The organism is Methylobacterium sp. J-077, assembly GCF_022829365.1.
Lineage (GTDB): Bacteria > Pseudomonadota > Alphaproteobacteria > Rhizobiales > Beijerinckiaceae > Methylobacterium.
Genome location: NZ_JAKSYJ010000119.1, coordinates 379595 through 398367, shown reverse-complemented (window position 1 = coordinate 398367; position 18773 = coordinate 379595). Strand labels below are relative to the sequence as shown.

The 18773-nt window shown below is 70.7% G+C and carries 18 protein-coding genes; 8 read left to right on the top strand and 10 right to left on the bottom strand.

Annotated features, from left to right (window positions below; genetic code table 11):
- The first annotated feature begins 13 nt into the window (after positions 1-13).
- A complete protein-coding gene (locus MKL11_RS14800; RefSeq protein ID WP_243944695.1) occupies positions 14-1327 on the top strand; it encodes an MFS transporter in 1314 nt (437 codons plus the stop codon).
- 7 nt (positions 1328-1334) lie between these two features.
- Here the strand turns inward: MKL11_RS14800 and MKL11_RS33095 are convergent, their stop codons facing one another.
- The 4 genes from MKL11_RS33095 to MKL11_RS14780 are packed head-to-tail and all read right to left on the bottom strand — an operon-like array spanning position 1335 to position 6254.
- The gene (locus MKL11_RS33095) at positions 1335-2462 is read right to left on the bottom strand and encodes a glycosyltransferase family 4 protein (RefSeq protein ID WP_279600479.1); all 1128 of its coding nucleotides are present in this window, start codon (positions 2460-2462) and stop codon (positions 1335-1337) included.
- Between the two features lie 2 nt (positions 2463-2464).
- Positions 2465-3835 carry a right-handed parallel beta-helix repeat-containing protein gene (locus MKL11_RS14790; RefSeq protein WP_243944694.1) on the bottom strand — a complete coding sequence of 457 codons (1371 nt, stop codon included), beginning with the start codon at positions 3833-3835 and terminating at the stop codon, positions 2465-2467.
- A complete protein-coding gene (locus MKL11_RS14785) occupies positions 3835-4776 on the bottom strand; it encodes a glycosyltransferase family 2 protein (RefSeq protein WP_243944693.1) in 942 nt (313 codons plus the stop codon). Before MKL11_RS14785 ends, MKL11_RS14790 begins: the two co-directional genes overlap by 1 nt.
- Entirely contained in the window at positions 4773-6254 is a 1482-nt protein-coding gene (locus MKL11_RS14780) for a lipopolysaccharide biosynthesis protein (RefSeq protein ID WP_243944692.1), read from the bottom strand. The genes MKL11_RS14785 and MKL11_RS14780 overlap by 4 nt, the downstream gene beginning before the upstream one ends.
- Positions 6255-6382: 128 nt before the next feature.
- Here MKL11_RS14780 and MKL11_RS14775 point away from each other — a divergent pair, with 128 nt between their 5' ends.
- Both MKL11_RS14775 and MKL11_RS14770 read left to right on the top strand, forming a co-directional pair.
- Positions 6383-6997 (top strand): serine acetyltransferase, encoded by a 615-nt coding sequence (locus tag MKL11_RS14775; RefSeq protein WP_243944691.1) that lies wholly within the window; start codon positions 6383-6385, stop codon positions 6995-6997.
- Positions 6994-7602 (top strand): serine O-acetyltransferase, encoded by a 609-nt coding sequence (locus tag MKL11_RS14770; RefSeq protein ID WP_243944690.1) that lies wholly within the window; start codon positions 6994-6996, stop codon positions 7600-7602. The genes MKL11_RS14775 and MKL11_RS14770 overlap by 4 nt, the downstream gene beginning before the upstream one ends.
- 22 nt (positions 7603-7624) lie before the next feature.
- On the opposite strand, the gene MKL11_RS14765 is transcribed toward MKL11_RS14770, so the two are convergent.
- A complete protein-coding gene (locus MKL11_RS14765; protein ID WP_243944689.1) occupies positions 7625-8818 on the bottom strand; it encodes a DUF1972 domain-containing protein in 1194 nt (397 codons plus the stop codon).
- Between the two features lie 24 nt (positions 8819-8842).
- Here MKL11_RS14765 and MKL11_RS14760 point away from each other — a divergent pair, with 24 nt between their 5' ends.
- Complete coding sequence (locus MKL11_RS14760; protein ID WP_243944688.1) at positions 8843-9580, top strand: class I SAM-dependent methyltransferase; 738 nt, start codon at positions 8843-8845, stop codon at positions 9578-9580.
- A gap of 13 nt (positions 9581-9593) precedes the next feature.
- On the opposite strand, the gene MKL11_RS14755 is transcribed toward MKL11_RS14760, so the two are convergent.
- The 5 genes from MKL11_RS14755 to MKL11_RS14735 are packed head-to-tail and all read right to left on the bottom strand — an operon-like array spanning position 9594 to position 15568.
- On the bottom strand, positions 9594-10526 hold the full coding sequence (locus MKL11_RS14755) for a glycosyltransferase family 2 protein (protein WP_243944687.1): 933 nt from the start codon (positions 10524-10526) through the stop codon (positions 9594-9596).
- Positions 10523-12196 carry an O-antigen ligase family protein gene (locus tag MKL11_RS14750; protein WP_243944686.1) on the bottom strand — a complete coding sequence of 558 codons (1674 nt, stop codon included), beginning with the start codon at positions 12194-12196 and terminating at the stop codon, positions 10523-10525. Before MKL11_RS14750 ends, MKL11_RS14755 begins: the two co-directional genes overlap by 4 nt.
- Positions 12193-12828, bottom strand: a complete 636-nt coding sequence (locus MKL11_RS14745; RefSeq protein WP_243944685.1) for a CpsD/CapB family tyrosine-protein kinase — start codon at positions 12826-12828, stop codon at positions 12193-12195. Before MKL11_RS14745 ends, MKL11_RS14750 begins: the two co-directional genes overlap by 4 nt.
- Positions 12825-14399: a Wzz/FepE/Etk N-terminal domain-containing protein gene (locus MKL11_RS14740; protein WP_243944684.1), complete on the bottom strand. Its 1575-nt coding sequence runs from the start codon at positions 14397-14399 to the stop codon at positions 12825-12827. Before MKL11_RS14740 ends, MKL11_RS14745 begins: the two co-directional genes overlap by 4 nt.
- A complete protein-coding gene (locus MKL11_RS14735) occupies positions 14396-15568 on the bottom strand; it encodes a polysaccharide biosynthesis/export family protein (RefSeq protein WP_243944683.1) in 1173 nt (390 codons plus the stop codon). The genes MKL11_RS14740 and MKL11_RS14735 overlap by 4 nt, the downstream gene beginning before the upstream one ends.
- A 459-nt stretch (positions 15569-16027) precedes the next feature.
- Between MKL11_RS14735 and MKL11_RS14730 the strand changes: the two genes are divergently transcribed.
- The 4 genes from MKL11_RS14730 (at position 16028) to MKL11_RS14715 (ending at position 18595) form a co-directional block, all read left to right on the top strand.
- A complete protein-coding gene (locus tag MKL11_RS14730; RefSeq protein WP_243944682.1) occupies positions 16028-17131 on the top strand; it encodes a helix-turn-helix transcriptional regulator in 1104 nt (367 codons plus the stop codon).
- 76 nt (positions 17132-17207) lie between these two features.
- Positions 17208-17408, top strand: coding sequence for a hypothetical protein (locus tag MKL11_RS14725; RefSeq protein WP_243944681.1), 201 nt, complete (start codon positions 17208-17210; stop codon positions 17406-17408).
- A 290-nt stretch (positions 17409-17698) separates the two neighbouring features.
- On the top strand, positions 17699-17908 hold the full coding sequence (locus tag MKL11_RS14720) for a hypothetical protein (RefSeq protein ID WP_058191194.1): 210 nt from the start codon (positions 17699-17701) through the stop codon (positions 17906-17908).
- A gap of 156 nt (positions 17909-18064) precedes the next feature.
- Positions 18065-18595, top strand: coding sequence for a GNAT family N-acetyltransferase (locus MKL11_RS14715; protein ID WP_243944680.1), 531 nt, complete (start codon positions 18065-18067; stop codon positions 18593-18595).
- The last annotated feature ends 178 nt before the right edge of the window (positions 18596-18773 follow it).

The following is an 18773-nucleotide window of genomic DNA, read 5'->3' as shown; positions in this document are numbered from 1 at the left end:
TCGGGGGGAATTCATGGCTCCGGCCGCATCGCCGCGCGTGAAGCGCATCCAGACGATCTCGCTCATCCTGCTGGTGACGGCCGGGGTGGTGAATTACGTCGACCGCGCCACCCTGGCGGTGGCCAACCCGCTGATCCGGCAGGATCTCGGCCTGTCGATCCCCGATATGGGCCTGCTGCTCTCCGCGTTCCTATGGGCCTACGCCTTCGCGCAACTGCCGGCCGGCGCCTTGGCCGACCGGCTCGGCCCGCGCCTGACGCTGACCCTCGGGCTCAGTTGCTGGTCGCTCGGCCAGATGCTCGGCGGGGCCGTGACCTCGTTCTGGCAGTTCGTGGGCGCGCGCATCGTGCTCGGCCTCGGCGAGGCGCCGCATTTCCCGACCTGCGCCCGGGTCTCGCGCGACTGGTTCAATATCCGCGAGCGCGGCACCGCCACCGGGATCTGGAACTGCGCCTCCTCGCTCGGCACCTTCCTGGCCCTCCCGCTGCTCACCTTCCTGATGGTGAGCTTCGGCTGGCGGGCGATGTTCCTCATCATGGGCGCGGCCGGGCTGGTGCTCGCCGGCATCGTCTACCTGGTGTTCCGCAACCCCCCCGAGATCGACCTCACTCCGGCCGAGCGCGCCTTCCTGGAGGAGGGCGACGCGCCCAATGCCGACCGGCGCGTCACCTGGAACGCGTGGAAGCGGCTGTTCCGCTACCGGACCAGCTGGGGCATGATCATGGGGTATTTCGGCTGCATCTACATGACTTGGCTCTACACCGCCTGGCTGCCGAGCTATCTGGAGATCGAGCGCCACTTCACCCTGCAGAAGACCGGGATCATCGGGGCGATCCCGTTCGCCTTCGGCGTGCTGGGCGGGGTGCTCGGCGGCCGGATCGTCGACATCCTGGTCCGGCGCGGGATCGACCCGATCCGCAGCCGCAAGATCCCGATGGTGCTGGGTCTGCTCGCCACCGCGGCCTGCACGGTGGTCGCCGCGCTGACGCCGAGCGATACGCTCGCCATGGTGTGCATCTCGGCGTCGCTGTTCCTGGTCTATGTCAGCTCGTCGGCGGCCTGGGCGATGGCCTCCGTGGCGGCGCCGGCCAACGCCACCGCCTCGCTCGGCGCGATGCAGAATTTCGGCGGGTATATCGGCGGCGCCCTGGCCCCGACGGTGACCGGCTTCATTGTCGGCGGGACCGGCCATTTCTCCATGGCCTTCATCACCGGCGCGGTGATCGCCGTGGTGGCGGCGCTTGGATACTGGGTGCTGATCCAGGATCCGATCGCCGCGGAGGCGCCCGCCGAGCCCTTCGCCGCCGGCCTCACGCCGGCGGAATAGGCGCAGCTCAGCCGCGCAGATGCGGCACCGGCGCGTGGAGATCGTGCGCCGGAATCCGGGCCGGGAAATTCCGGCGCATCAGGTCGACGAAAGTGGCGGCCGGGCCATCCCAGTCGTGCCGGGCGGCGTGCGCCCGGGCGGCGCCCGCATCGAAGGGCAGGCGGCCGTCGATCGCCGCGCGCATCAGCTCGGCCAGCCGCTCGACCCGGTCCGGGGCGTCCGGGTCGAAATAGCTCGCGGCACTGCCCCCCGCCTCGGGAATTGCCGTGAGGCTCGAGGCGATCACCGGTGTGCCGCGCGCGAGACTGTCGAGCACCGGGATGCCCCAGCCCTCGCCGCGGCTCGGGAAGACCAGGGCGGCGGCTCGGCCGTAGAGATCGGACAGGCCGTTATCGTCGATGCCGGCGATATGCACAGCGTCCGGGGTCCGGGTCAGGCGGTCGAGGGTCTCGGGCCGCTCGCCGTCGCCTTTGCCGACCACGATCAGCCGGGCCGCGCCCGCGGGCAGGCGCGCGAAGGCATCGAGCACCAGGCCGAGATTCTTGCGCGGCTCCAAGCGGCCGACCATCAGCAGGTAGGGTCTGCCATCCGCCAGCGGGCTGCGCTCCGCGGAAGCCCGCGGCGGGGTCGAGCCGCAGCGCACCTCGGCGATCCGGTCGCGCTCGATGCCGTAGACCTTGGCGATGGAGTCGCGGCTGTAGTCGGAGATGGTCAGGACCAGCTTGGCGCGCCGGGCCGAGAGCCGGGTGAGGACGCGGTTCCGCCAGCGCATCCGCCAGGAGAAGAACTCGGGGTGGGTCTCGAACAGGATGTCGTGGACCACCACCACCTGCCGGTTTCCCGGCACCAGCGGCGGGGCGATGTAGGTGGTGAGCAGGGTGTCGAGCCGGTCGCGGAACACCAGCCACGGCCAGATCGCCAGCAGGCGGACGCTCGCCGGCACCCGCGGCAGCCGCTGATGCTCGATATTGGGGCCCGAGACGATGCGGGCGCAGGCCTCCGGGTCGCCGGAATAGACCACGTAGGTCGCGTCCGGATGGCGGGCGGCGGCCCGCCCGATGATGTTCACGAGCCAGGTCCGGCTGCCCTGGGGCTTGCCGGTGAGCACGTGCGCGTCGATCCCGATGCGAAGCATGGTTACGGGCTCCTGTAGGCGCCGAAGGTCGGGGCCTCGCCGGGCGCGTAGGCGCGGCCGGCGAGATCGCGGATCGCGCCGAGGGGGATGCCGGCGCGGGCGGGGGGCTTGGTCAGCGCGAGGCCGTCCGCGAACGGGGCCGCGCGGTCGCGGAAGGCGGGTGTGCCGGCGAGGTCGGGGCCTTGCCCGTGCAGCGGCAGGCTCGCCCCGTCGCTGGTTGACGTGGCGGCCCAGTGATAGAGCGGGGCGCCGACGCTGCTGCCGATGAAGTTCGGCCCGATCGCGTTGCCGTTGTCGGCGGTGGTCGCCTCGACCGCGATGGCCGCTATCCCGGGCCGCGTGGCGAAGGCGATGTTGTTGAGCACCCGGTTGCCCGCGGTGCGGTCGACGCTCTTCGTGTAGTCGGAGGCCAGCACGATCTCGCCGCGATAGACGTGGCGGCCGCCGGAATCGCGCATGTTGCCGGTGACGGTGTTGTTGACCACCGTATTGGAGCCGGCATCGAACAGGTTGATGCCCGCGCCGTCATTGTCGGTGGCGACGTTGAACGCGACGGTGTTGCCGTCGCACCATTGATCGATCTGGATGCCGTTGCCGTCCTGGCCGATGGTTTCTTTCTGGCCGCTGACGATGTTGTACCGGATCGTGTTGCGGTCGCCGGCGTCCTGGGCGGCGTCCTTGGCGTAGACGTGGATGCCGGATGTGCCCGACATCCCGACGCCGTTGCCCGAGACCCGGTTGCCCTCGACCACGTAGCCGGAGCCGTTGATCTCCATGCCGTGGATGCCGTTGCCGGTCACGGTGTTGGACAGGATGTAGCTCGGGTCCTCCGGGGGCACGTTGATCACGTCGACGGCGACGCCGTGGGTCTTGTTGTCGGCGAGCGTGTTGCCGGTGATGCGGTGGCCGGCCCCCGCACCGTCGCCGATCCAGATGCCGAGCCCGGATTTCGACACGGTCGAGCCCGAGACCGTGACGTGGTGCGAGCCGCGGCGGATGATGAAACCGGAATTGGCCGCGCCCTGCACGGTCAGGCCGGTGACCGTGACGTAGGCGGCGTTCTCGAACACCACAGAGTTCGACAGGACCGGCTTGGTCCCGGCGACCGCCACCACGGTGACCGGTGCCTCGGCGCTGCCGCGGGACCCGATCACCGCCACGTCGCCGTAGCTGCCGCCGCGGACCAGCACGCTGGATCCAGGGCCGAGGCTCGCGAACGGCACGTCGGCGAGCCGTACCACCGTGCGGTAACCGTCCATCGCGCTGCCGGCGGGATCGACCAGGATGTTCTGCTGCGATTGCGCATCGGCCGCGCCGCAGGCCGCCAGCGCCGGCAGGAGCAGGGCTACAAGGCTGTGTCGGGCGTCTCGCATCACGCCGCCAGCGCCCGGGCGATGGCGAGGCGCTTCTGGCGCTGGAACAGCCGGCGCCAGACCGTGCGGCCGGCTTCCGGGCTGATCCGCGTCAAGGCGCGGGCCGCCATCTGCCATCCGGGCAGCAGGGCGGTCGGCATCGCCAGGTCGGCGACGCGGTGGCGCGGCGACGCGGCGAGGGGCGGCGGGCCGACGAGGCCGAGCCGGGTGAGGTCGGGCGCAAGGTCGGGGCGCTTGCGGTACCACAGCACCAGGGCCGCGCCCTCGCGCTCGGCGATGCGCAGATAGGCCGCCTCGTCGAGCAGATGGTGGTGATAGGCCAAAGCCTCCGGAGCGTAGAACAGGTGCATGCCGCGGCGGGCCAGCCGCTCGCCGAGCTCGATATCCTCGTGCCAGGTCAGCCGCGGGTCAAAGCCGCCGGCCTCCTCAAGCAGGCGCCGGTCGACGCTGACGTTGCAGGTCAGGAAGGCGTCCCAGCCGACCTCCACGCGGCCTTCCAGCGCGTCGTAGGAGGCGTCGTGGTGCAGGGCCGAGAACGGCGAGAACGGCAGCGCCGGGTCGATGGTCATGCGCCCGAGGATCGCGGTCTCGCGCCCGCCCCGTCTCGCGTGGGCGGCGAGATGCGCGGCGACGAGGCCGGGAGACGGGATGGTGTCGTCGTTGACGATCAGCAGGCGCTCGCCCCTTGCCGCCCCGATGGCGTGGTTGCGGGCGGCGTTGGCCCCTTCATTCTCCTGGCGCAGATGCACCACAGGGACGCGGCCCGTGGTGACCGCGCGGCTGATCACCGTGCCGGTCGCGTCCGTGGAGCCGTCGTCGCAGACGACGATCTCGAACGGCACGTCGGTCGCCTGCCGTTCGAAGGCGCGCAGGCACAGGCGCAGCGTGTCGGCGCGGTTGTAGGTCGGGATGACGATGGAGAGCACGGGAACGTCGCTCATGAGGAAGCTTCCGGGATCGAGAGGGACAGGGGATCGGCGGGGGTGCGGCGGCGCAGGCACAGCCACGCCGCCACGGCGGCGGAGAGACCGGCGGCGGCCGGTACCGTGACTGGCACGAGCGCCGCTGGGCCGGCGGCCCAGACGAGGCCGGTGACGAGGCCCGGGCCGAACATCGTCGGCAGATCCGCGGGCGCGAGCGGGGCGCCCGCCTCCCGCCAGAAGGCGTGGGCGACCACTGCGAGCATCGCGATCTCGGCCAGGAGGGCGGCCCAGGCGGCGCCGAGCAGCGGATTCCATGGGATCAGAACCGCGCATGCCGCCAGGTTCACAGCGCAAGCGGCGGCACTGCCGCGCACCGCGAAACCGGTCCGGCCGAGCGGCACGAGGCCGGCGAACAGCACCGTGGCCGCGATCAGGAGGGCGCTCATGGCAGCGGCGATGCGCAGCACCGGGGTGGCCGCGGAAAAGTCCGGGCCGAAGACCAGGCGGATCAGGGGCTCGGCGACGGCGCAGGCCGCCACCGTCCCGGCGCCCGAGGCCGCCAGGATCAGGGTCAGGGCCGGGCGCACGCTGGCGCGGAGGCGGTCTGTTCCCGAGCGCGGGCGGGCGAGATCGAGGGTCCCGACCGCACGGCCGAACACCGGCACCAGCGGCGCGCACAGGGTGATCGCCACTGCGGCGCCCAGCTCGAAGAACCGGAAGCCAGCGGTGAACTGGCCGAGTTCGGCCGCTCCCGCCAGGGCCGCCAGCATGATCAGGCTGATGCGGCCGTTGAGCGAGCCCAGCGCGTTCGAGATCCCGACCCCGGCGGCCGCCCGCACGGTCGCCCAGCCATGCGACAGGGAGGCCGGACGCAGGGGCACGAGCCGGGCGGCCAAGATCAGGCCGACCAAGCCGTAGACGATGCCCGAGGCCACCGCGACGACGCTCAGAGCGGCTTCGGGTAGATGCAACCAGAGCGTGAGTGCCGTGCCGCCGACCAGGCTCCCGGCATTGGCGAGTGACGGCCAGACCGACCAGCCGGGCCGGCCGCAGACCTGGAACAGGGAATCGAGGAAGCGCGCGGCCGCGAGCGGCATCAGCACGGCCGCGAGCGCCAGTGCGGGCCGGATCTCGACGGGCAGCAACGGCAGGGCGCAGAGCAGAGCCACGCCGGTGACGAGGCCGAGGATCAGCCGGGCCGAGATCATGCGGCCGAACTCGACGGCGCGCATCTCCGGCGCACCCGCGCCGAGGCGCGCCCCGAAGGTCAGGGTCGTGCCGAAATCGGCGGCGATGAGCGCCACCGCCAGCACCGCCAGGGCGAGACCGTAGCGGCCGAGCGCCGCCGGGCCGGCGTAATGACCGACCATCACGAAGGCGGCGAAGCCCGCCGCCAAGTAGACGCCGCGCCCGGCGGCCTGCCCGAGCAGGTTGGCGCCGTATCGCAGGCCGCCGGGGCGGCCGCGTCCACGCAATCGATTTACCAAGCGGACCATCTCTCGGTGAAGCCTTGCTGAAAACCGCGACCTACGATTGCATCGTGGCAGGGTGCGTATGGCTTGCAACCGTATCTTCAATTTATGGTTGCAGAGATGAAGCGTCTGAGGAAACCGGAGGACTGCGTATGTCCGAGCGCGCCGAGACCGACGCCGCCCGAGGGATCCCCCTCGTGGCCCCATCGGAATTTGCCGCAGGGCGGCGACCGCGCTGGCCGCAGGTGCGCGCCGCGCTCGCGGCCGACCGGGCGCATTGGGAACGCCGCGGCCAGGGGCCTGCGGCCCTGCGCCGGGGCTATCACGCCGTCTGGCTGTATCGGCTCTCGCGGTACAGCCACGAGCGCGGCTGGCGGATGGCGGCGTGGCTGCTGTGGCTGGTCAACGGCTGGTGGACCGGCGCCGACATCCCGCCGTCCAGCCGGATCGCCGGGGGGCTGTTCCTGCCCTACCCCTACGGCGCCGTCATCGCCGGGGCCGTTGGGCGCGACGCGGCCTTCGGCGTCCAGGCCTCCATCGGCGGCCTGCTGAAGGAGCCCGACCAGGATATCGGCGGCGGTCCGGGCCTGCCCGTGCTGGGCGACGGTGTGGTGCTGGAGGCGGGCGCGATTGTCCTCGGGGCCGTGCATATCGGTGACCGGGCGCGGCTCGGTCCCCGCACGATCATCCTCAAGGACGTGCAGGCGGGCGAGGCGGTGATGCCCCAGCCCTGGCGCGCGCTCCCGGGCCGCGGAGGTGCGGCATGAGCGGTATCGCCCCGACCACCGCGCCGAGCGGCTTCGCGGAGCTGCGCCTGCTGCTGTCGGCGGACTTCGCCCGGGTCCTGCGCCAGACGACCGGCGGCAAGCCGACCTCCCGGCTGCGCCGCCTGATGCACCTGACCCTGCCGGCGATGCAGGTCGCGATCTTTCACCGGGTCGCCCATCTGCTGCATGGAAGCGGCTGGCGCCGTTGCGCCGCTTTAATCTCGGACCTGTCGCTGCGGATGACCGGCGCGAGCCTGCATCCGGGCTCGCCGATCGGGCCGGGCCTGTTCGTGCCCCACCCGGCCCGCGTGGTGTTCTGCGGCAGCGCCGGGACCGATCTGATCCTGCTGCCCGGGACCCTGGTGGGACCGCGGGACTGGGTGTTTCCCGGGCAGCCGTTTCCGGAGGACGCGCCGCGTCTCGGCGACGGCGCGGTGGTCGGCGCCCACGCCGCCGTCCAGGGCGCCGTCACGGTGGGCGCGGGCGCTACGATCGGCATCGGCGTCTGCACCTTGCGGGACGTGCCGGCCGGCACCGTGACGATGCTGGCCCAGCGGCAGATTCGAACGCTTGAGGCGGGCGCGGGGGGCGGAGATGCAGCTTAGGCCGGAACGCCCGCTCGTCCGCTCACGCCGCCCCGTGCTCGTGCCGGCCGATCGCCTCCCGGCCCCGGTGGGCGGCGCGGCGCGACGGAAGCTGGCGACGGAGCACGCTCTCATAGGCGTCGACGATGCCCTGCCAGCCGAAGGCGTCGGCGTGCCGCTCCCGGGACGCCGCCGACATCGCGTCGAGCCGGCTCGGCGCGGCGCGCACGAGGTTGAGGATGCCCCGGCGCAACTCGGTCTCGTCGCCGAAATACACCGCCCCGTCGCCAGCGACCCAGCGGTTGAACGGATTGTCGTGGGCGAGGATCGGCGAGCCGGCGCCGAGGGCCTCGACAAGGGACGGGTTCGTCCCGCCCACCGTGTGGCCGTGGATGTGGAAGCGGGCATGCAGCCGGAGCGCCGCGACGCGCTCGGCCTCGTAGATCGCGCCAGCGAAGATCACCTCGGGGCCGCCCGCGGCTTTCACGGCCCGGTGGTAGGGATCGGAGTCCATCAGCTTGCCCAGTACGACCAGCGGCAGGCCCGGGCGGATCTCGCTCCAGGCGCGGACGATCTGGAGCACGAGGTTTTCCGGCACCACCCGGGCGATCAGCAGCCCGTAATCGCGGGGGTGCGCGTTGAATGCGGCCAGCGGGGTGGTCGACGCTTCCAGCACAGGGTCCGCCCCGTACGCGATGGTGGTGATCCGCTTGACCGACGTGTTGCGGGCAAGGTGCCGGGCAATCTCCGGATGGTCGGCGACGAGATGGGTGGAGAACAGGCTGCCCAGCCGCTCGTTCAGCCAGAACCACGCCTTGGCGGGCTTCGACCAACGGTCGCGCTTCCACTCGATCCCGTCCATGTTCATCACGCTGCGCTTGCCCGTGAGCCGGTACAGGATCGAGAACGCGGCGGTGTTGTAGCCGAGCACCAGCGGCAGGGCCGGCCGGAACGCCGCCTTCAGAGTGCATTTCAGGTCGAACACGATGGTCGCGAAGGCGCCGTCGCCCCGCACCGCCACCGGGATCAGCGCGACGCCGCGCCAGACGCTCGGCGCAGTCGGTTCGCGCACCTGGCAATAGACCTCGACCCGCCAGCCGCGCGCGACGAGATCCAGCGCCAGGCGCTCGGCCAGGGTCTCGAACCCCCCGTGCGCGGCCGGCACCCCGCGGGTGCCGAGGATCGCCACGGCCGGACGCCCGTCCGACCCACACCTTTCCACCACAACCGCGCGCATCGCGCCGTCAGAGGAGCCTAAAGCATGGTCACCGTCGAACAGCGCCTGTTCCGGGAGATGGGGGCCGGGGGTTACTCCCGGCAGGATCACCGGATGGAGTACATCGTCCGCGTCAACGCGCTGCTCCGGCCGGACATGCGGGTGATGGAGTTCGGGGCGGGGCGCGGCAAGTGGAGCGATGACCCGGTCCCACTGCGCCGGAACCTCGGCGACTTCCGCGGGCGCTGCGCCCACGTCATGGCCTGCGACGTCGACGAGGCGGTCCTCGAGAACAAGTCGGCCGACGCGGTCCGGCTGATCGGTCACGACGGGATTCTTCCATTCCCGGACGGGAGCTTCGACCTGATCTCGGCGTTCTCGGTCCTCGAACATATCGAGCATCCCGAGGTCACTGCTTCCGAGCTCGGCCGGGTCCTCGCCCCGGGGGGCTGGCTCTGCGCCTGGACGCCCAACCGCTGGGGTTATGTCGGGGTCGGCGCGAGGCTCATCCCGAAGCGGCTGCACGCGCAGGTCCTGCGCTGGGTCGAGCCGCGGCGGGTCGAGATCGACTCGTTCGTGCCGCTCTACACCATGAACACGGAGGCGGCGCGGCAGCGGCTTTTCCCAGCTGATCGATTCGAGCACTTCACCTACAGTTTCGACGGGCAGCCGTTCTATCATGGCGAGAACTTCGTCCTGGGCAAGTTCTGGGAGCTGCTGTTCCGGCTCACGCCGGGTCCGTTGAAGGGCTATCACATGGTCTTCATCCGCAAGCGGCCGTGAGGGTGGGGCGAACTTAGCTTCGAAGACCGCGCAGGTGCGCGGAAAACCGGCGCATATCCTCGGCTTTCCGGGCGAGTTCCGGTCGGCGCTTCAGCCGGCCGGCGAGCCCGTAGGCCAGCGCCCGCAGGGTGAAACCGAGCCGCAGCGGAGCCGAGAAGAAGGCCGGCGAGGACAGGAACCGGCCGGCATTGCGCAGGCGGTAGATCTCCGCCAGCCCGTCGAGCCAGCGGGCGGAGCGCGCGCCGGCCGAGCCGCCCTGGAGATGGACCACCGCGATCCCCGGCAGGTAAGCGACCCGCCAGCCGACATCGCGCAGGCGGCAGCCCCAATCCACGTCCTCGCCGTAGAGGAACATTGGGCTCTCCAGGCCGCCGATCGCCTCGACCGCGGCCCGGCGCATCAGGATGAACGCGCCGCAGACCCAGTCCACATCCAGGGCCGCGCGTCTGCGGGCCTGCCGGCTCGCGAGGTAAAGGCCGCGCAGGCCGAAGCGCCCCGACAGCCCGGCGGCATGGACCAGGGTCGAGAGCGGGCGCGGCTCGTAGCCGGCATCGCCGACTTGGTGCCGCCCGTCCGGGAAGGTCAGGCGGGGCCCGAGCGCGCCGACATCGGGATGCGCGTCGAGATGGGCCAGCGCCGCGGCGAGGGCCTCCGGGTCGCTCAGAAACGCGTCGGGATTGAGCAACAGGAACGTGTCGTATTGCGCCGCCGCCAGGGCGACGGCATTGCCGCCCGCGAAGCCGTGGTTGGTCTTCTCGGCGATCAGGCGCACCCACGGGAAGGCGCTCGCGATCCGCTCCGGCGTGCCGTCCGAGGAGGCGTTGTCGACGAGGATCACCTCGTAGGGACGGTCGATCCGGCTCGCCGCCAGGAGCTGCAGGCACGTCTCGATATCGCCGCCAGCGTTGTAAGTGACGATCAGGACGCTGAGGCCGATCCCGCTCATGGTCGATCTCTCCGCGGTCTAAGGGCCGGACGGTTCTCAGTCGCGATCGGCCGCGCGCGGTCAGCCGGCGGTGACGCGGGTCCCCTCTCCTGAAGGGTGAGGGGGGGGCCCTTTCCGGAGAGACCTGATCCCTCACCCCAACCCTCTCCCGCACGGGAGAGGGAGCGCGCCGCGCCGTAGGCCTCCACAGCCGCTCGCCGCTGGGCCGCCCGCACGCCCGCGATCAGCCCGAGGCCGGTGTAGAGCAGCTCGGCGATGCCGAGGTTGAGTCGGAAGCCCGGGTCGACCAGCCCGTGCAGCAGGTGCGCGATCAGGCCGACCGCGCAGGCGGCCGCGATAGCGGCGAGGGAATCCCCCACCGGCGCGCGCCAGGCCTCCCGGAAGCCCCGGAAGATCCCGACCAGAAAGACCAGGGCGAAGGCGGTATAGCCGACGATACCGACCTCGGTGAGGATCAGGATATGGAGGTTGTGCACCACGTGGTTCGAGCGGTCGAACAGCCCGGCGAGGCGGGACAGGCCAGTCTGGTCGAGGGTCGCGAACTGGTTGCCGAAATTGTTCAGCCCGACGCCGAAGATCGGGAATTGCGCGAACAACGCCAGGGCCGCGGCGTTGAGCGGCCCGCGCTGGGCCGCCGAGCCGCCGTCATCCGCGGTCAGGCGCTCCCAGACCAGCGGCCCGGCGACGATCGCGGCGATCCCGGCCACGACCACGAGGAGGCCGAACACGATCAGGCTCGCCCGGGAGAACAGCCGGTCGCGATAGACCAGCAGGATCACCAGGGCGGCCGAGAGCGGGTAGGTCAGCCACGAGGCGCGCGAAAGGGTCAGCACCACGCCGATGACGGCCGATCCGGCGCCGGCCGCACCGATCAGGCGCAGGAGTTTCGGCCCTCGAGAGAGAGCGAGCGCCAGGGCCAGCGGCCAGACGAACTCGTAATAGTATCCCAGAATATTCGGGTGGACCTTCAGGCCGCCGGCCCGGCGCTGGGCGGTGAAGTTGATGTTCTCCTCGACGATCTGCTCCTCGCCCAGCACCGAGAGGCCGAGTTCGGAACCGGTGACGTATTGCAGTCCGGCCACCGCGGTCTGCACCAGGCACAGGGCGCAGATCGCCAGCGCCAGGGTGCGGATGTCGGTATCCGACAGGTTCGAAACCGCCACCGAGACCAGGAGCAGGCCCAGGAATCGCCAGGCATCGAACCAGAGATAGGCCGTGTCGGTGGCGTTGCTGAGAGAGAGCAGGCCGGCCGCCAGAAATCCGAGTTGCGTCAGCACGAGGGGCCGGTCGAGACGCAGGCCCGGGATGCGCTCGCCGATGCCGGTGAGCTTCGACAGGATCAGGGTCAGCGCCACTAGGAGCGCGACGCTGACGGTCAGCCCGGCCCCGCCGCCGATGCTCGGCAGGTACTGCCCGACCGCCTCGAAATGCTGAAAGAAGCTGACATCGAGCTTGACCGTCAGCCCGACCGCCAGGGCGATCAGCAGCAGCGGCGTCAGCCGGTAGCGCTGCCCGGCGATCAGGGCGCCGACCCCACCGAAGGCCGCGGCCAAGCCGACCACGGCGAATTTCAGCGGCGCGGCGCTCAGCGCTACGGCGCCGGCCGCCGCCGCGAGGCCGAGGCCGGCGACCGGCAAGGCGCGGAGCGCGCGAAGCGAAGCGCCGCTCATCCGAGCCACCGGTACAGCCATTTCGGGATCGGCCGGCGGGTGCCGTTGAGGACGATGCCGAGGGGCGCGCCGCCGGCGGCCTTGAGGTCGGCCAGCGCCCGCTGCGCCACCGCCCGGCGGGTGCGCTCGGCGCCGATCACCACGACGAACCCGTCCACGAAGGGCGAGAGCGCCGCGGCGTCGCCGATCTCGGTGATCGGCTCGCAATCCAGGATGGCGAGGTCGAAGCGCTCGTCGACCAGCGCCAGAAAATCCTCGACGCGGCCGTCGTCGAGGGTCGCCCGCCGGATCGCCGCGGCATTGCCGGCCGGGACGATGCTGAGGCCGTCGGCGACCGGATGGACCCCGACGCTCGGCGCCACGTCGCCGGCGACGATGTCGGCGAAGCCCGGCCGCCCGGTGAGCCCGTAGGCCTCGGCCAGCGATGGCCGCGACCAGTTCGCCTCGATCAGCGCGGCTGTGCGGCCGCGGCGGGCATAGGCGCCGGCGAGTTCGCGGGCCAGGGTGCTGACGCCCTCGCCGGGCTGGACCGCGGTGATTCCGACCCGGCGGAGCCGGGTCTCGTGGCGGCCGAGCTGGATCAACGCCGGCTCCAGCACGGACGGGTCGATCATCGGGGAGGCGGCGATCATGCGGCGGCTCCCCCGAAACGCGGCCGGCGGGCGGTGCCCGAGCGCAGCGGCACGGCGGCGAGCACCGGCACGCGCAGCGAGCGGGCGACCTCGGAGGCGCTGCGGTAGGTCTGGGCCAGGATCTCTGCCAGGGCGACGTAGGCGAGGGCCGCGAGCAGCCCCAGCCCGGCCGCGAGGCCGAGGATCAGCGGCCGGTTCGGACCGGAGGGCAGCCGCGGCGGTACGGCGCGGGCGACCAATGCGGAAGAGGTCACGGACTGCGCGTCGAGCCCGGTGCCGGTGCGCAGCGCGTCGATCCGCTTCTGCGTGTCGGTGATCTCGTCGCTGAGCAGGCCCTTCTGCTGGATCAGCCGGCCGTAGGCGAGGGCGGCGTCGCTCTGGCCGATGGCAGCCTTGCGGCGGCTGGCCTCGATCCCCGTGATGGTCTGGATCTTCTCCGCCAGAACCGAGAGCCGGGCCGTGTCGGCTGCGATCAGCGCCTGGTACTTCTGCCGGGTCAGGGCGGTGAGGTCCCGGTCGAGGCTGACGAATTCGGGCGCGGTCGGCCGGAACCGGACGGCGAGTTCCGCCCGCTTGGTCCTGAGATCCGCCCAGCGCGTGTCGAAGGCCGCCACCGTCGGGTCGGCGTCCGGCGGCGTCGGCTGCCAGCGGTCGGGGCCGGTCTCGCGGGTGCGCTTGAGCCGGGACTCGACGCCTTCCCGCTCGATCTGGGCGGCGGATTTCTGACGGGCGAGGTCCGACAGGGTGCCGAGGTCGTTCTGCTGCTCGATCTCGAAGCTCGCCGTGTTGTTGCCCTTCAGGGATTTCGCCAGCTGGGCGTCGATGGCGGCGAGGTCGGCGCGCGCCCGCTCCAGCTTGCCCTGGTAGAAGGTCGCCGGCGTCTCGTCGGCATAGACCTCGACATGGCGGCGCTTGTAGGCGTCGAGGAGCCGGTTCAGCGCCTGGGCGGCGAAGTTCGGGTCGGTCCAGGTGAAACCGGTCAGGATCACGTCCGTCTCCTTGACGAACACGACCTTGAAGGAGGCGAGATAGGCCTCGAAGAGCTTCTCGTCGGGGCTGAGGTGGCGCAGCAGGCCGAGCGCCTCGAACGGGATGCGGACCGTATCCACGACCCAGGTCTTGACCGCCTTGGCCCCGCGCAGGGCGACGCGGCCCTGGTAGATCAGCCAGTCCATCCAGTCTTCGGGAGGCGGGCCCAGATCGCCGGCCGGGGTGATCGCCTTCAGCGCCGCGAACTCGTCGCGCACGATGCTGGGGTCGCGCAGGATCTCGACCTCGTTGTTCACGTTCTGCGCGCGCTCGGAGAACATGTAGTTCTGGTTGGCGCCGCCCTGGACCGAGCCGGCCGACTTCTCGCGGCCCAACCGGATGATCAGCTTGGCGTCGGCCGTGTACTCGGCCGGCGTCAGCAGCAGGTAGATGCCGGCGCCGAGGATCGCGGCGGCCAGGATCAGCAGGGCCGGCCGGATGTGCCGGAACAGGGCCGCCAGGGCGTCGCGGAGATCGAAGGCGATATCCTCGAAGGCGTCGGGCGGGGGCCGGTCGGGCCGGGACAGGTCGGACTTCGTCACGTCCCGGACCTCACGGTTGCGCTGGTGGAGGTGCTGGCGGACGGGCCGGTGATGTAGTTCACCCCGAAGCCCGTGCCGTTGAAGAGCAGGATCTGACGGACCACGAGGTCGACGGCGCGGGCGGTCTTGGCCAGCAGCGACGGCGGCACGTAGACCGTGGCGTTCGGCGGCACGATGATCGTGTCGGCAAGCCCCGGCTGGCCGATATCGACGATGCGGACGCTGCCCGCGGCTTCCGCGTCGAACCGGATGATGCGCACGGCATCGCCTGCGGCGGTCGGCAGCACGCCGCCGGCCGAGCCCAGCACCTGCGCCAGGGTGCGGGCGCCCTGGAGGGTGACGGGCCCCGGGGCTCGGACCTCGCCGAACACCATGGTGTTGGCCGGCACGAGGCTCGCGAGCCGGACGCTGGTGCTCACCGTCGCCAACTGGTGATGGTAGGCCGCCGTGAGGCTGCCGGCGAGTTCGGTCACGGTCCGGCCGGCGGCCTGGACCGGGGGCACCATCGGCAGGTTGATCTTGCCGTCCGGCTCGATCGCCAGCACCTTCACGCGGCCCATATCGGCCCGCTGCGTGAGTTCGCGGAAATCATCGGTCACGGTGCGGAATTTGCGCAGCATGACCGTGACGACCGGGTCGATCAGCACGTCGTCGTAGGTGGTCTTGATCAGCGCGGCGGCGGCCTCTGGCGACAGGCCGGCGACCTTGATGCCGTTCTTGCCCGGCAGCGAGATCCGGCCGTCCGGCCGCACAATCACCGTACGGTTGTATTCCGGGTGGGTGCGGAAATCGACGTCGAACTCGTCGCTCGGGTTGAGGCGGTAGGTCGGCTGGACCACGCTCGAATCGATCAGGAACGAGACTTCGAGATTGTCGCCGACATTGAGCCGGTAATTGGCGAGCCCCAGGCGCATGGTGCGCCCGACCTCCTCCTGGGCGGCGGCGACCAAAGCGGGCGGCAGCGCCTCGCTGATCGAACCGGTCTGCGTCACGTCCGGGCCTGACCGCCCGGCCGAGTTGGGCTTGCCGGTCATGCAACCGGACAGCAACGGTGCGCAGGTCAGGATCGCCAGCGCGGCGGCGCGGCTTCGCGGATGGTCCGCGACGCCGGAGGCTCGGGAGACGCGCCGGGTCGCCGCGCCGAGGAACGCAGACAGGAAAAACGCCATCGACCTTCAGCCGCACCATGCTCGACTGCGCCCGTTCGATGACAACTCGTGATCGAACCGCGCAGAGCGATACAATCGACGGGTTTGGTTAACGAGGCTTGAACCTGGTCCGACCAAACTCTATCAGAAGTTGTGATGATGGCCTCGTGGCAGATTGCGGAGCTGCCGTGGGGGTCAAGGCCCAGCCGCGGTGTTCTCCCGCACGGCCGACTGACGCTCATCGGCTCGCGACAGCAGGCCAACTCACGCCGTCCGTGCGGCATGACCGCCTGCCGCTACCGGCACGATCACCAGTCCATCGGCCGAAAGCGAGCAACCCGAAACGTCACCTATTCAGATCCTTGCTCAATCTTGACGGTTATATTAATGGAAGTTCGATCGAACCGTGTGCGTTGTTCTGATGAAGACGGAGCATTGCGGCCCTGATTGCCGGTCGTTGCCGGCCCGGAGTCGAGCGCCATGCCCGGCCTGAACCACGATCCCGTCGCGCGCCTGCGTGATGATCTGGAGATGACCTTCCGGGAAGACCTGGAAGAGGCGGTGGTCGATCCGGCGCGCTGGCCGGACCTGATGGAGCGGGTCGCGCAGGCTTCCGGGAGTGTGGGCGCGTTGCTGCTGCGCACCGACCGGACGGGGCTTGACGCAATCACTACGGCTTCGCTCGCCGAATCCACGAAGCGCTATTTTGATGAGAATTGGCACCGGGAAGATCACCGGTTCCGCGGGCTGCCGATGATCCGTGCCCGGGGCATCACGGTCGACCAGGATTTCACCACTCCCGAGGAGATGGAGCGGCTGCCGTTCTACCAGGATCTGCTGGCCTCCTGTGGTTTGCGCTGGTTCGCCGGAATCGGCTTCGAGGTGAAGGGCCGGCTCTGGTGCCTGGCCTTGCAGAGGACGGTGGCGCAGGGTCTGTACGAGCCCCACGAGCAGGCGCGCCTCGCCACCCTGGCGCCGCTGCTCCGACGCGCTGGCCTCCTCACCGCAATGGTCGAGAAGGCCCGGCTCGCCGGGCTGACGGAGGCGTTCGAGGTCATCGGGCGCCCCGCCATGATCCTCGACTCCGAAGGCAAGGCCATCCGCTGGAACACGGCCTTCGCTGCCCTGCTCGGGCGCGACCTGAAGCTGGCGGGGGGACGTCTAACCGCCGAGGAGGGCGAGGCCGCGCGGCAACTCGAGGCGCTGTCGCGGCCGTCCGGGCGGTTACCGATTTCCGCCGTGGTGATGCCGCGGCGCGATGCGCTGCCGATCGCCATCCACGTCGTCCCGCTGGTCGGTCCGAGCCAGGGATTGTTCGCGGGTGGGAGCACGCTGCTGATCGCCAGCGTTCCCGGCAATATTCCGGTCCCGCCGGCGGCTATCCTCCAGATCGCCTACCGGTTGACGCCCGCTGAGGCGCGCCTCGCGCAGGCTGTGTCCGGCGGCCTCAGTCTCGCCGAGGCGGCAAACCGGTTCTCGATCACCGCCGCCACCGCGCGGTCGCAGCTGAAGGCGATCTTCGCCAAGACCGGAGCGGCCCGGCAATCGGATCTGCTCCGGCTGGTGACGGGGCTTGCTCGCTGACTCCTTCTCCGTGGCGAGCCGGCGGAACGTGTCGGGCTGCGAGGCCGTTGCAAGCGACACCATGGGAGTAACCGCGATGACGTTTCGAATTGCACTGGCCTCCGCGCTGACGATCGGCGCTCTCGCCTTGGGCGCGCCGGCCGAGGCGAAAGGGTGTCTCAAGGGGGCGGTTGTCGGCGGCATCGCCGGGCATATGGCCGGGCACGGCAAGATGGGCGCCGCCGCCGGCTGCGCGGTGGGTCACCACCGGGCCAACAAGAAGGACAAGCAGGGCTGATCGAGCCCTCTCGTCCGACACGAAGACCGCACCTGACCGAGCGGTGATCTGAAAACACCCACGGCCTCATGAAGCCGGATCCTCGATCGGGGGTCCGGCTTCACGCGTTTTGGATCGGGGTGTGCGCCCGGTCGACGTTTCCATGCGGGATGGCCGGGCCAACCGTTTCGCGGGATCGACGGATCGGACCTAACCCTTGACCGTTCATTGGAGCTGTTCTAATTAAGAACTGTGAGCGGGCGGCGCTTCTCAGCCCCCTGCCGAAGCCTTCACGACGACGGAGAAACACCATGACCGGTACCGCGAACGCCGCCTGCGAGAGCTGCCGCTTCTTCGACGATCACAAGCTCAACGGCGCCCAGGCGCAGGGCGACGAGGGCCTCTGCCGCTTCAACCCGCCGGTCAGCCAGCCGGCGCCGCAGTCCAAGGGTCTGTGGCCGGTGGTCGCCTCCAAGGATTGGTGCGGTCACTTCACCGCCGAGATGACCGCGGCCGAGTAATCGGATCGCGCGGCGCATCGATCGCGGATGGGGCCGGCGTCCATCCCCGCGCAGCCCCGCTCCGCGATCGGCCCGTGACGAACCGCGCGCGATCACCCGGCCCCTCGGGGTGATCGCGCATTGCCGTTTTGAGCGTGGCGCGGATATGCTCCGGCCGTGACCCACGCGATCCGCCCTGCGACCGAGGCCGACATCTCGGCTATCGCATCTATCTACGGCGATGCCGTCAGCACCGGCACGGCCAGCTTCGAATTGGAGCCGCCGAGCGTCGCGGAGATGGCTCGCCGGTTCGCCGTTCTGCGCGAAGGCGACTTCCCGTATCTCGTGGCCGTCCGGGACGGCCCTGTGGTCGGCTATGCCTATGCCGGCCCTTACCACCAGCGCGCGGCCTACCGCTCGACCCTTGAGGATTCGATCTACGTCGCCCGGTCGGCCCGGGGCGGCGGCGTCGGCCGCGCCCTGCTCGTTGCGCTGATCGCGGAGAGCGAGCGCATCGGCGGCCGGACCCTGGTCGCGGTCATAGCCGAGAGCGATTCCACCGCCTCCGTTGCGCTGCATGCCGGTCTCGGCTTCACGCCGGTCGGCATTCTGGCCGGGGTCGGCTACAAGCACGGCCGCTGGCTCGACGTGACCCTGATGCAGCGCCCTCTCGGACCGGGCCGGAGCATCGCGCCGACCCGCGTTTGAACCACCCGCCGCGGCTGCGAAGACTTACCAATACCCTTCAGCCCTAGGCTGCGCCGTCATGATGCGGACAACTTCGCGCGAGAGAGGGCGGGCACGACGCGCACGTTGCCCGGTTCACGACCCGGCGCGAGCGCAATGACGCGAGCGAAGGGGCTATCCGCGCGGCGGGCGGTCCCGT

Excerpts from the sequence above, each read along its gene's own strand:
- MKL11_RS14800 (WP_243944695.1), top strand. The coding sequence starts at position 14 with ATGGCTCCGGCCGCATCGCCGCGCGTGAAGCGCATCCAGACGATCTCG.
- MKL11_RS33095 (WP_279600479.1), bottom strand. The coding sequence starts at position 2,462 with ATGCTTCGCATCGGGATCGACGCGCACGTGCTCACCGGCAAGCCCCAG.
- MKL11_RS14790 (WP_243944694.1), bottom strand. The coding sequence starts at position 3,835 with ATGCGAGACGCCCGACACAGCCTTGTAGCCCTGCTCCTGCCGGCGCTG.
- MKL11_RS14785 (WP_243944693.1), bottom strand. The coding sequence starts at position 4,776 with ATGAGCGACGTTCCCGTGCTCTCCATCGTCATCCCGACCTACAACCGC.
- MKL11_RS14780 (WP_243944692.1), bottom strand. The coding sequence starts at position 6,254 with ATGGTCCGCTTGGTAAATCGATTGCGTGGACGCGGCCGCCCCGGCGGC.
- MKL11_RS14775 (WP_243944691.1), top strand. The coding sequence starts at position 6,383 with ATGTCCGAGCGCGCCGAGACCGACGCCGCCCGAGGGATCCCCCTCGTG.
- MKL11_RS14770 (WP_243944690.1), top strand. The coding sequence starts at position 6,994 with ATGAGCGGTATCGCCCCGACCACCGCGCCGAGCGGCTTCGCGGAGCTG.
- MKL11_RS14765 (WP_243944689.1), bottom strand. The coding sequence starts at position 8,818 with ATGCGCGCGGTTGTGGTGGAAAGGTGTGGGTCGGACGGGCGTCCGGCC.
- MKL11_RS14760 (WP_243944688.1), top strand. The coding sequence starts at position 8,843 with ATGGTCACCGTCGAACAGCGCCTGTTCCGGGAGATGGGGGCCGGGGGT.
- MKL11_RS14755 (WP_243944687.1), bottom strand. The coding sequence starts at position 10,526 with ATGAGCGGGATCGGCCTCAGCGTCCTGATCGTCACTTACAACGCTGGC.
- MKL11_RS14750 (WP_243944686.1), bottom strand. The coding sequence starts at position 12,196 with ATGAGCGGCGCTTCGCTTCGCGCGCTCCGCGCCTTGCCGGTCGCCGGC.
- MKL11_RS14745 (WP_243944685.1), bottom strand. The coding sequence starts at position 12,828 with ATGATCGCCGCCTCCCCGATGATCGACCCGTCCGTGCTGGAGCCGGCG.
- MKL11_RS14735 (WP_243944683.1), bottom strand. The coding sequence starts at position 15,568 with ATGGCGTTTTTCCTGTCTGCGTTCCTCGGCGCGGCGACCCGGCGCGTC.
- MKL11_RS14730 (WP_243944682.1), top strand. The coding sequence starts at position 16,028 with ATGCCCGGCCTGAACCACGATCCCGTCGCGCGCCTGCGTGATGATCTG.
- MKL11_RS14725 (WP_243944681.1), top strand. The coding sequence starts at position 17,208 with ATGACGTTTCGAATTGCACTGGCCTCCGCGCTGACGATCGGCGCTCTC.
- MKL11_RS14720 (WP_058191194.1), top strand. The coding sequence starts at position 17,699 with ATGACCGGTACCGCGAACGCCGCCTGCGAGAGCTGCCGCTTCTTCGAC.